Source organism: Rhodococcus opacus B4 (assembly GCF_000010805.1).
GTDB classification, from domain to species: domain Bacteria; phylum Actinomycetota; class Actinomycetes; order Mycobacteriales; family Mycobacteriaceae; genus Rhodococcus_F; species Rhodococcus_F opacus_C.
Map to the genome: position 1 here is coordinate 250,670 of NC_012520.1, position 14,082 is coordinate 264,751.

Below are 14,082 nucleotides of genomic sequence, written 5' to 3' on the forward strand. Positions count from 1 at the left end.
GGCTCGACCGGAACTCCACAGACCAGGAAGGCCCTCTTTCGCGTGAGTGCAGTAGATGACCCCAGCGCCCCCGGGGAGCGGGCCCGCAGGCGCACCCTGCCGCAGATCCTCGGCTGGGCGGCGATCGCGGCCCTCGTCGCCGCCGCGCTGGCGCAGCTGTCGACCACCGAGGCGCTGCGCCTGTTGGGGTTACCCGATCCCGGCACGCTCACCACCTACGGGCTGCCGGCGGTGATGGCATTCGGGGAGGCGTGTGCGGTGGTCATGGTCGGCTCCGCCCTGCTGTCCACGGCGCTGGTGCCACCACAGCCCTCCGGGGTCCTCGACGTCGACGGGTATCTGGCGATGCGCACCGCCGGTGTCGCCGCCGCACTGTGGGCGCTGAGCGCGGTCGCGCTGGTGCCGCTGACCCTGTCGGACAGTTCCGGGCAGACTCTCGCCGTGGTGTTCGCCGACCCGGGCCCCTTCGTCCAAGCCGTCACCGACCTGGAGGTCCCGAAGGCGTGGGCGTGGACCTGCCTGCTCGCCGTGGTGGCCGCGATCGCGGCCCGGCTGGTGCTGCGTCACAAGTGGACCCCGGTGGTGCTGGCGCTGGCGGTGATCAGCGTGCTGCCGCGCGCCCTGTCCGGGCACTCGGCCTCGGGCGGCTCGCACGACGTCGCCACCAACAGCCTCCTCTTCCACATCGTTGCCGCCGCGCTGTGGGTGGGCGGGCTGGTGGCCCTGGTGTTGCACGCCCGCCGCCGCGGCGCGCGCCTCGATATCGCGGTCCGCCGGTTCTCGGCGCTCGCGCTGGGCGCCTTCACGGTGATGGCGGTCTCCGGGGTCATCAACGCCGCCGTGCGGCTCCCGATCACCGACCTGGTGACGAGCACCTACGGGGTACTCGTCCTGGCGAAAGTCGCCGCCCTGGTACTGGTCGGGTTCGCGGGCTGGCGCCAGCGCACCGTCGCGGTCACCGCACTCGAGAACGATCCCGAGGACCGGGCGGAGTTCGTGCGGCTCGCGGTGATCGAATCGGTCGTGCTCGCGGTCACCGTCGGCATCGCCGTCGCGCTGGGGCGCACCCCGCCGCCGGCCGGCGAGCGCCGCGAACCCACCCCGCTCGGGGAAACCCTCGGCTACGACCTGGGCGGCGCGCCGTCCGCCGGCCGCATGCTTCTGGATTGGCGGTTCGACCTGATCTTCGGGACCGCGGCGCTCGTGCTGGCGGCCGCCTATCTGCTCGGCGTTCGGCGCCTGCACGCGCGGGGTGACCGGTGGCCGGTGGGCCGGACGGTGTGCTGGGTTCTCGGGTGTGTGGTGCTGCTGCTGGCCACCTCGTCGGGGCTCGGGCGATTCGCGCCGGCGGTGTTCAGTGTCCACATGGGCGCGGTGGCCGGGCTGGCGATCATCGCGCCGCTGCTGCTCGCGCTGGGGGCGCCGCTGACCCTGTGGTCGGCGGCCGCGCGCCGCGGCGCCGACGGTGTGCCCGGGATGTGGGAGTTCTCCCGGCAGCTCTATCTCAGCGCCCCGCTGCGGCTGCTCACCCGCCCGGCGGTGGCGCTGACCCTGCTGTTCGGCGGGTTCTACGTGTTCTACCTCGGTGGGATCTACGGCTCGCTGGACGGATCGCACACCTGGCACGTGGTGTCCAACGGCTACTTCCTGGTCGCCGGGTTCGTGTTCTTCTGGGTCAGTGTCGGCCCGGACCCGACACCGGCCGCCGCCTCCACCCGCACCCGGCTGATCACGGCGGTCGCCGGGCTCGCCGCCTACGCCGGCTTCCTACTCCTGGTCGCCCGCGCCGACAGCGTCATCGCCGCCGAGTACTACACGATGTTGCGCCGCGGCTGGTGGGACGACCTCGCCGCCGATCAACGGCTCGGCGCCGCGATCGGGGCGGGCACCGGGGCGGTGGCACTGGCGTTCGCGGTCGTACTCGCCGCCGCCGCGGTCACCGCGCCGCGCCGCGGCCGCACCGCGGCGCGCCGATGACGTAGAGACGCTGATCAGCCAGTGCACGAACACCGCCGCCCCGGTGACCCGACCTGCAGTGCCAGCCGCTACCAGCGGGCGAAGTGGGTCCCTTGTTCGGGTTGACCTTCGACTCGAATAGAAGGTTTACCGTGGCCATATGGCCGAGCTGCTGATCTCCGAATTGTCGCGCCGCAGCGGTGTCCCCGCGACGACGCTGCGCTATTACGAGCAGGTCGGCGTCCTGCCCGCCGCCCGCTCGCACTCCGGATACCGCCTCTACGACGAGCACGCCGAACAGCGGCTGCGGCTCATCTCCGCGGCCAAGCGACTGCAGATGCCGCTGCTCGAGATCGTCGAGCTGCTGACAGTGTGGGAGGAGGACGCCTGTCGGTCGGTGCGATCGCACCTGCGACCCGCCCTCGATGCCCGGATCGCAGAGGCCGCCACTGGGATCGCCGCACTGACCCGGCTGCACACCGAACTCATCGCCGCGCGGGAGCGGCTCGACTCGCTACCCGATCGCGACGACCGGTGCAACCCTCGGTGCACCGTTCTCCTCGAACCCGTCACCGTGCAGGGACCGGACTCGGCCAAGACCGATCGGCCGATCGCCTGAACCCTCGACGGCGGCGACTACCGCACCCGGATCGCCGCCTGGAACACCCTCCTCGACGGATGCCCCCGCGAGGAGGTGGATACCGGGGTCCGGGTCACCGTGCCCTCCGAGTCCGCTGCCGAGCTCGCCGGGTTGGTCGTGGCCGAACAACACTGCTGCGCCTTCCTTGACTTCATCCTCGCCTTCGACCGCGGCACCGTCGCGCTGACGATCACCGCCCCATCCGATGGGCGGGCCCTGATCGACGACCTGATCACCCCGACGGCGCCGTGACCGCGGTCCGTCCAGTCCAGATACTGAAAACCAGGAATGTCTCGGGCGAGTGCTGATGGTCCCGCCCTCGTCTGGAACGTGCCCGGCCGGCTACATCAAGGTGGGGTCACCGGTGTCTCCGGGTCCGACGGCCTCAATGGATCTATCGGTGCCGGTGGCGTTTCGGTCTCGTCGGGCAGGGTGGTCGCCGGCGGTTCGGTGGTCGGTCGCGGTTCGGTGGTGGGGGTGGATTCGTCGGGATCCGTCGTCGGTACCGGATTCGACTCGGGTATAGGCGCCGGGGCCGGGGCCGGGGCCGGAGAGGGAACCGAGGAGAGAGACATCGTTTTCCGAGTCGAGGGTTCGATGGTGGTGTCGACGAAGTCGATTACCGGGTGGATCGATGTGGGCAGGGTGGGTGGGATGGGCGGGGCGGTGACTGCCACCATGCGGGGTATCGGCGTCACCGGATTCGCTGTGAGGGCCACCGTCGCCGGCGCCGCCGGGACGGTTGCGGCACTCGCCGAGGGAACGGGTGCCGGTGCAGCGCGTTCGACCAGCCGGAAGCCGTGCTGGGACGGGGGTGGACTTGCCACGACGGTGTCGTCGTGGCGCGCGTTGGATCCGACGTTCGAGGCGTACCAGGGCACGATGAGTGCGACCGCGGCGAGCACGACCGCCGCGACGACACGAAGGTTACCGCCCCGGCCTCGTCGAACCGTGTGCCCCGGTGGGACGATCGGGTATCGCGATGCGGCCGCGAGCAGTGCGGCGCCCCGGGCGGAAACACTGCCTGGAAACGGCGGGCAGGTCACTGGTGCGCCCAGGCCCTCGAGCCGCTCACGCAGCCCGGGGGGCGTCTCGGCGCCGGTGAGCAGGACCAGGTCCAGATCGGAGGTGTAAAGACCTGCGGCGTCCAGACAGTCGGCGACGAGTTCGAGCGCCGAGGTCAGTTCGTCGACGGTCGGTTGGCTCCGGTGGCTACCGAACTCCGTCGAACGCAGCGGCCGTCCGACGATGGGATCGGATCCGTCGTTCGTGCCGCCCGATACGATCGTCAGGTCCAGGCTGTCGGCACCGAGGTCGCAGACGAGCGCGACACCGTCGGAGAGTGGCCCATGCTCGGCTTCGAACCAGGCGAGCGCCGCGACGGGTTCGGGAACCAGTCCGACTCGGGCCAGCCCGGCCCGGTCGAGCGCGGCCCGTAGTTCGCCGACGGCGTGGGCTGAGTGCACCGCCGGGTGGGCAAGCACGACGGGGGTGTCTTCCGCGACATGGGTTTCGGCGATCACACAGTGCGCGGCGGCGGCGACCAGGTCCTGCGCGGCGTAGCGGCGCCCGTCGCCTGCAACGAGCACATCGCCGAGACGGTGCGCGAATTCGGAGAGCACCCCGGCGCCGTCGGGTGCGTCACCCAGGCGCACGGTCGAGTCCGGTCCGAGTGTCAGCGTCGACCGGCGCGTGAGCAGCGATTCGGTGGGGTGATCCGCGCTCGCGGTCGCGGCGACCGCGTACGCCGTCCCGATGGTCACGCCGACACCTAGTGTCATCGTGGTGTCCCCGTCATTGTGCGGCCCGCAGGCGGCCGAAGACGCCGTCCTTCTCGTCGGCGGGGCCGGCGGTGAAGTAGAGCGAGTTGCTGTCGCCGAGGCTTTCTCCGTTGCCGAACAGCAGCCCCCACAGCCCCTCCACGCCGAGAACCGCACCGGATTCGTCCCGGACGTAGTCGATGAAGGCGCCGGTGGTGTCGTCGAATGCGGCGATGTGTCCGGCGCCCCCGAAGTTGCCGACCAGGATGCTGCCGCTGAGCGCCCCGAAGTCCGCCGGGGCGACGGCCACGCCCCACGGTGAGTTGAGGCGGCCGCCGTCGTCGAGCACCCGCACGAGGTTGCCGGCCCGGTCGAATTCGGCGATCTTGCCGCGGTCCGGGCGGTCGCCGGCCGCGACCTCTTGTTCGGCATCCAGCGAGTCCTCCTCGCCCGCATCGAATTCGCGGCCATCGGCGGAGTCCTCGGCGGCCTTGGTGACGGCGTAGGTGACGAAGACACGGTCGCCGGCGGTGACGAGGTTGAACGGGGCCGGATCACCCGGCCTCGCCCGCTTACCCGACCCCGGGTCGGCGGGATCGATCGGGTCGCCGGTCGCGAACGGGTTGACGAATCCCTGCGTCGGAACCAGTCGCCAGGACTTGTCGAATTGCCGGATCTGGGGATCGGCGCCGAAGTCGGCCGCCCACAAGGTGTCGTCGCGGCCCGAGGCAAGCGCGAGGCCGAAGAAGTTCATCCCCGCGGGGCCGCCGTCGAACATCTGCAGCGCGGGTCCGTCGCGGCGGACGATCCGACCGTCGGCGCCCTGTTCGGTCCAGCCGGCGATGCGACCGGTGTCGGTGGCGAAGAGGAATCGGGAGGACCCGGCGAGCAGCTCGGGGTGCCCGTCGACGTCGACGGGTTGTCCGGTGACGGCGAAGCTGTCGGAGGCCAGAGGTGCGGGGTTGAACGCCACGCCGGTGATCTTCCCGCCGCCGGTGTCGGAGGTGTCGGAGTCGGTGCCGGGGACGGTGACCTCGTGCAGTGCGTCCTGGTGCAACGGGCGCAGCGCCGGGTTGGGTGAGGCGCTCACGTCGCCGACGAACTCGAACGAGGTTCCGCCGCCGCCGACCCAGAAGTGTCCGCCTTCGCCTTGCGGGCGGATCGCGATACCCCAGGCGTTCACCATCTCGGGGAAGGTGGCCGCGGCGCCGTACGAGTCGTTGCTCGCCACGAGCGTCGCAGCGGCATAGCGGTTGCCGGGCAGCGACTCGGTGTCGGCGGCCGGGGCGGCGGGGCTGCATCCGGTCGCGCCGAGCAGCAGCGCGGCGAGGGGTCCGGCGCAGGTGATCGAGAAGCGACGTGGTGGGTGGTGGGGCATGGCAGTTCCTTTCGAGATCTCCGGTGCCGCACAAGGGTCGTGTCGGTCCGGGGAAGGGCAGTCGAGATGGCAGGAAGAGGTCAGTGTTCGGCGTTCCAGAAGCCGATCCATACCGCTGTCCACCAGCAGATCTGGGAGACCGAAGCGGTGGCCGCCCCCCAGATGGTCAGGGTGGGTGCGAGCGAGACGGTTGCGGCGCGGGCCATGCGCCGGCTCAGGATCAATGCCTGCAGACCGTTGAGGGTCAGGATCAGCACGCAGGGGACCTTGATCCGGGTCAGGGTCGAGGCGAGATTCGGTTCGAGCAGCGCGCCGCTGGCGACCAGCCCGGCCAGACCCAACCAGATCGGCAGGTGCAGGCGGTGTGCTCCGGCGATCGCCTCGGCGAGGGTCGATCTGCCCGACACCCACACCAGCACCAGATAGTCGGCGATCAGGACGCCACCGAAACCGAGCACGAGGGACGCCAGGTGCACGAACAGCGCCGCCGTGTGCAGCACGGGATCCACGGTGACGTGCGCCGAGATCCACAGCACCACCGTCAGGGTCGCGGAGGCGAGCACTCCGGCGACTGCAATGGCCCACCAGGAATCATGCAGGGCCAGTGGTCGGTCCGGCTCACTTGCCAGCATCCGACGTGTACCCGTGTCGACGGCGCGTGACGACGGGAGGCCCCGGTCCTCACCCCAGATGATCCTGGCGGTCCGCGCCTGCCGCGTCGGAAGTGGGGTCACCGGTGACCGGAGGGTCGGCGCGGTGGGGGACGAGGTCCCGGGGTCGGCGGTTGGCGAGTCGGTGGTGGAGGGGGAGGTGTTCTGCATCGGTGAGTCCGGTTCTGGTGAAGAGTGCGCGAACGGAGATCCGCGCCGACTTGGTGCGGTTGGTGGCGCGCGCTGCCCCGGACGCCGTGACCCGATGGGGAGTGGTGTGCGAACTACCGCACTGCCACGTTCGACCCCTCGAAGTCGTTGCTTCGCAGGCGTGTTCGGTCCGTCGTTGACCGGTCGGCGATGTGGGGGTCGCGATCGATCTCGTCCTGGGGACGAGTGCTCATGGTCACGATCGCTCCTCCAGACTTCACGGACCCTTCACAGGGTGTAGCTAAGGCTGCCCTTTGCTGATTGGCGATCTAAGTAAAAATGTTCGGATACCCGAAGTCAATTGATGTGACAGCGAACACACCGTGGTGTCCGATTTTCCCGGCCGCTCCGACCGCCCTTTCGGCCCACAACGAACGGAGATCCCGAACCCTTTCCGGGTCGGGGGTCTCTTCATTCGGGCACGTGAAGGACGGGGAATGTCCTCGTGGACTGTCAGGTTCGCGTCGTGATTGGTGCCCTCTATACCGGAACCCTGTTCGCGCCGACCGTGGACCGCGACCTGCCAGGGCAAGGCTTCACACACCGGACCGGCGACGTCGTCACCATCCGTAGTAAGCACTCGGCGCCCCGATCGACGAGGTCGGTGCCACGGAGACCCTGCCCGAATAGTCCCTCGGATTAGGCCGCCTCCTCGCCTATACCTCGCCGGCCGCCTGACCGCGTTCGTGCCTCCACCCCCACCCTCCCACCGCGGTGCCGGTCCCCGCCGCCACCGCGTAGACGCCTGCCCGGTCCTGGATGATCGGTCGAGCCGCCGCCTACTGGCACCGCGTCGACCATCATCGCGTGGGGGAAGCTTTCACAGGTCGTACGCCACGGCCTTCCCGAGAACGCGGATGCCGACACGGTCGCCGGGGGTGAGGGCGGTGGCGCCGAAGCGGCGGACGGTGACCCGTTCGGGCACCTCCCCGTCCCCGGTGTCGAGGCGGATACCGAGCAACATCTCCGACCCCAGATAGTCGACGTCGACGACCGTCCCGGATACACCGGCACCATCGGTGGTCACCTCGATCTGCTCCGGCCGCAACATCACTCGGGCGCTCCCGTGGACGCCGTTCGAGGCCACGGCCACGTCGCCGAGGGCGCAGCGGGCGCGGCCGCCGTCGACGTGCGCCGACAGGACGACGGCGTCGCCGATGAACTCCGCGGTGGGGACGTCGATCGGGGTGGAATAGATTTCGCGTGGGGTACCGATCTGGGCGAGCCGGCCCGCACTCATCACCGCAACCCGGTCGGCGAACGACAGCGCCTCGGGCTGGTCGTGGGTGACGAGGATGGTGGTGATCGCGGCCTTCGCGAGGACGTCGGCGACGATCCTGCGGGTGTTCGCCCGCAGGCCGGCGTCCAGTGCGGAGAACGGCTCGTCGAGCAGCATGAGTTCGGGTTCGCGGGCCAGTGCCCGCGCGAGTGCCACCCGCTGCTGCTGCCCGCCTGAGAGCTGGTCGGGTCGCCGGGACGCGTACGACGAATCCAGCGACACCATCTCGAGCAGCTCGGCGATCCTCGCCGGGGTGCGGGCCCGGCGGGGCAGCCCGAACCCGACATTCGCGCCGACCGTGGCGTGCGGGAACAGCGCACCGTCCTGGGCGACGTACCCCACCGACCGCCGGTGCGCGGGCGTCCAGCCACCGCCCGCGACGACCCGGCCGGCCAGTGCGATGGTGCCGGCATCGGGCTTCTCGAAGCCGGCGATCAGGCGGAGCAGGGTGGTCTTGCCGCAACCGGACGGTCCGACGATCGCCGTCGTGGATCCGGCCTCGACGGCGAATGCGACGTGCCGGAGGATCGCCGCGGCGCCGAACGACTTGTCGAGTCCGTCCACTTCGAGTGCGTATGTCATAGTCCCGCTACCTTTTTCGACTGGGAGAAGAGCACGTAGGTCATGGGCAGCGACAGCACGATCATGATCAGCGCGTACGGTGCGGCGCCGGCGTAGTCGATCTCGCTGCTCAGCGACCAGAACTGCATGGACAGGGTGCGGGTGCCGGTGGGCGCGAGCAGGAGGGTGGCGGTCAGCTCGTTGACGATCCCCAGGAACACCAGGGCCCCGCCCGCCGCGGTGGCCGGGGCGGCCAGCCGCAGCGTGACCCGGACGAAGGCCGACAGCGGTGAGAGACCCAGCGACTGCGCCGCCTCCTCGAGCCCGACGGGCGCCTGCGCGAGACCGGCCCGCAGGTTCACCAGCGCACGCGGCAGGAAGAGCAGCGCGTAGCCCGCGATCACGACGGCGACGCTCTGATAGAGCGGATGGAGGTAGCGGATGGAGACGGTGACCAATGCCAGTGCCACCACGATGCCGGGCAGCGAACTCGAGATGTAGGTGCCGCCCTCGAGGAAGCGGCTGAACCGGCCGGGGTGGCGGATCGAGATCCAGGCGATCGGGAAGGCGACTACACACGTCACGACGGCGCCGGCGATGCCGAACCCGAGAGTCTGCACCAGCGCGGACGCGACGGCGTCCCATTCCCAGACCGCGCTCCCGCCGATGACGAGCCACCGCACGACACTGACGACCGGGACACCGACGGACGCCGCGATCAGCACCCCGAGGAACAGAAGCACGATCGGTGAGTACCGCCAGCCGAGTTCGGCGGGCACGGCCCGGCGGGCCGCACCCGACCCGATCCGGGCGTATCGGGCGCTGCCACGGACGACCGATTCGATCACCAGCAAGGTGAGGCAGAGCAGCACCAGGACACCGGCGAGCATGGTCGCCGCGGTTCCGTTGAACGTCGACTGGTACTGCTCGAAGATCGCCGTCGTGAACGTGTCGAACCTGATGAACACGAATGCGCCGTATTCGGCGAGCAGGTGCAGCGAGACCAACAGTGCCCCACCCGCGATGGCCAGCCGCAGCTGCGGCACCACGACGCGGAAGAACACCGCCCACGGCCCCACACCGAGGGCCCGCGCCGATTCCTCGACGGCCGGATCCAGCCGGCGCAGTGTCGCGGCCGCCGGAATGTAGACGAGAGGGAAGTACGAGAGGGTCGCGATGAGAACACCGCCGCGCAGCCCGCCGAGGGAGGGAATCGCCGTCACCCAGGAATAGCTGTTCACGAACGCCGGAACAGCCAGAGGCACCGCGAGAAGCACCGCCCACACCTTCGCACCCGGCACCCGCGTGCGCTCGACGAGCCAGGCGGCGAGGACGCCGAGGACGACACAGATCGGCACCGTAACCACGACCAACAACACGGTGTTCGAGAGCAATTCGCGTACCCGCGGGCGGAACAGCAGCGCCGACGCGGTGTCCCAGCCCGTCGCGATGCTCTGCACCATCACGTAGCCGAGCGGAATGAACGACGCGGCCACCACGATCACCGCGGCGACCGCCAATGGGAAGGGCAGGTGCGGCCGGGCGGTCGGGCGACGCGCCGTGGCCGCGTCGCCCGACCGCACGCGGCCGATCAGTGCGAGATTCAGAGCAAACCGGCTTCCGTCATCAGCTCGGTGACCTGCGGGCTGTTGAGCTTCGCAGGGTCGACCTGCGGGGCCTGCAGTTCAGCGAGGGGAACGAGCTTCGGGTTCGCCGGCACGCCACTGCCCACCGTGTACTCGAACGACGTCCCGGTCTGCAGGACCTCCTGCCCCTTCTGACCGGTGACGAACTTCAGGAACTGCTGCGCCGCATCCTGCTTCGTGCTGGACTGCAGGACGCCACCACCGGAGACGCTGACGAATGCTCCCGGATCCTCGTTCTTGAAGTAGTGGAGAGCGACGTTGTTGCTGTTCTCTCCGGTCTTGGCCTGATCACCGAACCAGTAGTAGTGGTAGATCACACCGCCCGGGATTTCGCCGGCGTTGACGGCCTTCATCACCGTGCCGTTGCCCTTGTAGGTGCGGACGTTCTCCTTCATCCCGGCCAGCCACTGCCGGGTGGCGTCCTCACCCTTCAGCTCGAGCAGTGCGCTGACGATGGCCTGGAAATCGGCCCCCGACGGGGACGCCGCCCAGCGGTCCTTCCACGCGGGATCCTGCAGGTCGAGCAGCGACTTCGGCAGCTGGTCTGGCAGCATGTCCTTGTTGTAGGCGAAGACGGTGGAACGGGCCGCGATGCCGGTCCACTTGCCGGACGACGGCCGGTACTGGCCCGGGACCTGGTCAAGGACATCCCGGTGCACGTCGGCGAAGAGCCCGGCGTTCTCCACCAGCGTCATGGCCGGGGAGTTCTCGGTGAGGAACACGTCGGCCGGCGACTGGTCACCCTCGGCCACGAGCTGGTTGCCGAGTTCGGTGTCACTGCCGTTGCGCAGTTCCACCTCGATGCCGGTCTCCGCTGTGAAGGCGTCGGCCCATTCCTGGGTCAACGATTCGTGCTGGGCGTTGTACACGGTGATCTGGTTGGCGGCGCCGGAGTCGGTGCCGTTGTCCGAACCGGAATCCGAGCACCCCGCCACCGTCAGCACCGCGGCGGTGGCGAGCGCCACCCCCGACATCAGTCCGATCCGCATCCTCATCGTCCGTCCTCTTCCGCAGCGGGACCTCTTCCAGCCGTCTCCAGGAAAATGATGCTACTTGCAGGATTGGCAAACCTAACCATTCGGATTTGGTGGACTGAGCGGAGGTTGGGGCGTCGGCCCGTCTGGGTGAGAAGGGAAGGAAGGACCCGGACCGGCGGCGTCCAGCGTGGAAGAAGGCTCGCACCGGGTGGACGTGGACGTCCCTGTGTACGAGGAACTGGGTCGGGTGATCCCCACACCGGGACAGCCAATCAACGCCCGAAACCGCCACCCGCACATCGTCGACGTGCGCGGCGAGAATCACCCAACGTCGCTCCTGACATGCCTGTGATCAATGCGCCCGTCGATCGGTGGGCGCTTGTCTCGTTGCCGTGACGCGCAGGTTCGAACCAATAACGATGCGATCCGGTTCCGATCAGATTCCGAACGCACGACGCCGGGCCGTCGGCACAGGCCGAGTACGAATGTCACCGCCCGCCAGTAGAGGATGCCGACCACAATCGATAGCGCCAGCGCCAACCAGGGATGGTCGTCGCGCAGCGGCAGATACACCTGGAAATGTGTCAGGTAGATGTAGAGGGACGCACTCGCCAACACCCCTGCCACTCGGCTCAGCACCATGGGGCAGGGAACGGATTTGAGCCACACCAGCAGGCAGAGCCCACCGACGACGATGATTTCCCGTCGAGTCTCGCCGAAGAAGAACCCGGGAACCGTGGCCACGACCACCGCGGTGACCCAGAGTCGCTGCCAGATGGTCGTCGACTTGGCGGCGGCCCAGCCGAGAGCGAACAACCAGAAGACCACCGACGCGGTCAGGATGCGATTCCGGCTGTCGTCGACATCGACCAGTCCGTACCGGGTGAGCAGGCCGATAGCCACGAACCCCATCGCGAACCAGAACGGGTGCCTGCGCTCGATGCGGTCGACGAGCGGTATGTAGAGCACCGCGGCGAGGACGAGCACGATGTACACGATCGCCTCGACGAACCAGTATCTCCACTCGGCGGACCACCCGTCCGGACCGAAGATTCCGTTGAGCAGGAACGCACTGGTGATGCGGTAGTCCCCGGTGAGGGCGATGACGGATCCGATCCACACCATGCTGGGAACGGCGATCCGGGCGACGCTCCCGAGGGTGTGGCGGACGCGTTCGGTCCGTTCGGCGGTGCCGAGGTGGAACCGGGCGAAGTTGTAGCCGGCGACCCCGAGGAGCACGTGCGCTCCGCCGAGCAGCGTGAACAGGTGAATGTGCGAGCCCGCGATCAGCACGATCGCGACCGCGCGGAGCAGCACGTTGGTTTCCATCCTCCGCCACCGGCGTCGCCGCGGAGCCGGTGCGAAGTCCCCGACAGGCGTGGTGTGCCAGTTCTCGGGGAGGTGGCCGAGCATCTCCTCGAGTCGCAGGGACATCCGCACGTAGGACAGGGAGTCGCCGCCCAGGCTCACGAAGGTGCTGTCGTCGGTGACGTGCGTGCAGTGGAGGATCTCGGCATACAGCGCCCTTACGGCGCCGGTGTCGGGGCCTGTGGTCGATTGCGTGGCCATCGGGGGTTCGGACGCGTGTGCCAGCTCGGCGACGGCGCGGAGGTCGGGTTTTCCCGTCGAGGTCCGCGGAAGCTCGTCGACGGGGAACACCCGGATGGCCGCGACGGGAAGACCCGAGGCCCGGGCGGTCGCGTGCCGGACCGTGTCCACATCGCCGCAGTGCTGGACGGCCACGATCAGTTCGTCCGTGCCGCCCGCGCAGCAGGCCGTCAGCCCGTGCTGCGCGAGGGCCGACTCGACGTGCTGCAGGTCGATCCGCAGTCCGAAGACCTTGGCGAATCGGCTGCGGCGACCGACCACCTCGTACAACGCGTCACCCGTCTGCCGGGCGAGGTCACCGGTCCGGAGTTCGCCGCCGAGGGTGTCACCGAGGCGGAGGTCGTCGGGGGTGTGGGCGTAGCCGAGCATCACGTTCGGCCCCGCGTAGATCAGCTCGCCGGCACCGTCCGGGGCGTCGGCGACCGGTTCGAGCCGGAAGGATCCGCCGGGAATCGGCCGGCCGATCGACTGCGGGTGGGTGGCGGCGAGTTCCGGTGGTAGGTACGCCATCCGGGCGGTCGCCTCGGTCTGCCCGTACATGACGAACAACTCCCAGCCCCGCCGTCGACCCAGATCCGCGTAGGCCCGCACCCGGTCCGGTGCGAGCCGTCCGCCGGCCTGCGTGATGTATCGCAGGTCGGGCAGATCCAGTTCGTCGAACCCGATCCGGTCGAGGAGATCGAAGGTGTAGGGCACACCCGCGAAGCTGGTGCCGCGGTGGGCCTTGAAGAGGTCCCAGAACCCGGGGTCGGTGACCGAGTGGGTCGTGAGGATCAGGGCGGCGCCGCGGAGCAGGTGGCTGTGGATGACTGATAACCCGTAGCAGTAGTGCATGGGCAGCGTAGTCACAGCACGGTCGGTGTCGCGGATGTCGAGGTATTCCGCGATCGACTCGGCATTGGCCTGCACGTTGCGGTGCGAGAGGCGGACGAGTTTCGGTGATCCGGTTGATCCGGAGGTGCTCAGCAGCAGCGCGAGGTCGGGGTGCAGCAGGTGCACGGAGCACTCACGGAGCTCCTCGACCACCGTGCGCCCGTCGGCGCTGCGCACCACCACGTCGGGTCGGTACGCGGCGATCAGGGCCTCGAGGCTGTCGGGATTGTCGCCCGGTGCCAGCAGCACCGGATGCCCGGCGAACAGGGCCGAGAGATAGGTGACGACCAGATCAACCTCGTTGCTGCCGGCGACCAGCACCAGACGACGGGTCCCGCCGAGCCGTGAGGCCTTCCGCTCGACGCGTTCTGCCAGTTCACGGTAGGTGACCGTCTCGCCCGGAGTAATCAGCGCCAGAGAGTCACCGAATCTTCCCAACACGCGCACGAAACGCACACCGAAGCGCTCTAGATGGAAGGACGAGCTGGACACCGACAGAGTCTATAAGGCATGCCGTACCTAATATTCCTGGTAGGGCCGCAGA

At 69.1% G+C, this 14,082-nt stretch carries 11 protein-coding genes and 1 pseudogene; 4 read left to right on the top strand and 8 right to left on the bottom strand.

Annotated features, from left to right (window positions below):
• Positions 1-42 precede the first annotated feature (42 nt).
• The 3 genes from ROP_RS37175 to ROP_RS37185 all read left to right on the top strand — a co-directional run bounded on the left by ROP_RS37175 (position 43) and on the right by ROP_RS37185 (position 2,848).
• The gene (locus ROP_RS37175) at positions 43-1,977 is read left to right on the top strand and encodes a cytochrome c oxidase assembly protein (RefSeq protein ID WP_007296041.1); all 1,935 of its coding nucleotides are present in this window, start codon (positions 43-45) and stop codon (positions 1,975-1,977) included.
• 139 nt (positions 1,978-2,116) lie between these two features.
• Complete coding sequence (locus ROP_RS37180) at positions 2,117-2,575, top strand: MerR family transcriptional regulator (protein ID WP_007296040.1); 459 nt, start codon at positions 2,117-2,119, stop codon at positions 2,573-2,575.
• Positions 2,576-2,650: 75 nt separating this feature from the next.
• The gene (locus tag ROP_RS37185; RefSeq protein WP_007296039.1) at positions 2,651-2,848 is read left to right on the top strand and encodes a hypothetical protein; all 198 of its coding nucleotides are present in this window, start codon (positions 2,651-2,653) and stop codon (positions 2,846-2,848) included.
• Between the two features lie 95 nt (positions 2,849-2,943).
• Here the strand turns inward: ROP_RS37185 and ROP_RS37190 are convergent, their stop codons facing one another.
• The 4 genes from ROP_RS37190 to ROP_RS44970 form a co-directional block, all read right to left on the bottom strand.
• On the bottom strand, positions 2,944-4,359 hold the full coding sequence (locus ROP_RS37190) for a hypothetical protein (RefSeq protein ID WP_007296038.1): 1,416 nt from the start codon (positions 4,357-4,359) through the stop codon (positions 2,944-2,946).
• A gap of 31 nt (positions 4,360-4,390) precedes the next feature.
• Positions 4,391-5,734, bottom strand: coding sequence for a TIGR03118 family protein (locus ROP_RS37195; protein WP_007296037.1), 1,344 nt, complete (start codon positions 5,732-5,734; stop codon positions 4,391-4,393).
• Between the two features lie 80 nt (positions 5,735-5,814).
• Entirely contained in the window at positions 5,815-6,555 is a 741-nt protein-coding gene (locus ROP_RS37200) for a hypothetical protein (RefSeq protein WP_007296036.1), read from the bottom strand.
• Positions 6,556-6,668: 113 nt separating this feature from the next.
• Entirely contained in the window at positions 6,669-6,794 is a 126-nt protein-coding gene (locus ROP_RS44970; RefSeq protein ID WP_269454488.1) for a hypothetical protein, read from the bottom strand.
• A 275-nt stretch (positions 6,795-7,069) separates the two neighbouring features.
• Between ROP_RS44970 and ROP_RS45335 the strand changes: the two are divergent.
• Positions 7,070-7,221: pseudogene (locus ROP_RS45335) on the top strand (fumarylacetoacetate hydrolase); the annotation flags it as partial.
• A 193-nt stretch (positions 7,222-7,414) separates the two neighbouring features.
• Here ROP_RS45335 and ROP_RS37205 read toward each other — a convergent pair.
• The 4 genes from ROP_RS37205 to ROP_RS37220 all read right to left on the bottom strand — a co-directional run bounded on the left by ROP_RS37205 (position 7,415) and on the right by ROP_RS37220 (position 14,030).
• Positions 7,415-8,455, bottom strand: a complete 1,041-nt coding sequence (locus ROP_RS37205) for an ABC transporter ATP-binding protein (RefSeq protein WP_007296035.1) — start codon at positions 8,453-8,455, stop codon at positions 7,415-7,417.
• On the bottom strand, positions 8,452-10,017 hold the full coding sequence (locus ROP_RS37210; protein WP_007296034.1) for an ABC transporter permease: 1,566 nt from the start codon (positions 10,015-10,017) through the stop codon (positions 8,452-8,454). The genes ROP_RS37205 and ROP_RS37210 overlap by 4 nt, the downstream gene beginning before the upstream one ends.
• Positions 10,018-10,037: 20 nt before the next feature.
• Positions 10,038-11,075: an iron ABC transporter substrate-binding protein gene (locus tag ROP_RS37215; protein WP_012686877.1), complete on the bottom strand. Its 1,038-nt coding sequence runs from the start codon at positions 11,073-11,075 to the stop codon at positions 10,038-10,040.
• 303 nt (positions 11,076-11,378) lie between these two features.
• Positions 11,379-14,030, bottom strand: a complete 2,652-nt coding sequence (locus tag ROP_RS37220) for an AMP-binding protein (RefSeq protein ID WP_012686878.1) — start codon at positions 14,028-14,030, stop codon at positions 11,379-11,381.
• Positions 14,031-14,082 lie beyond the last annotated feature (52 nt).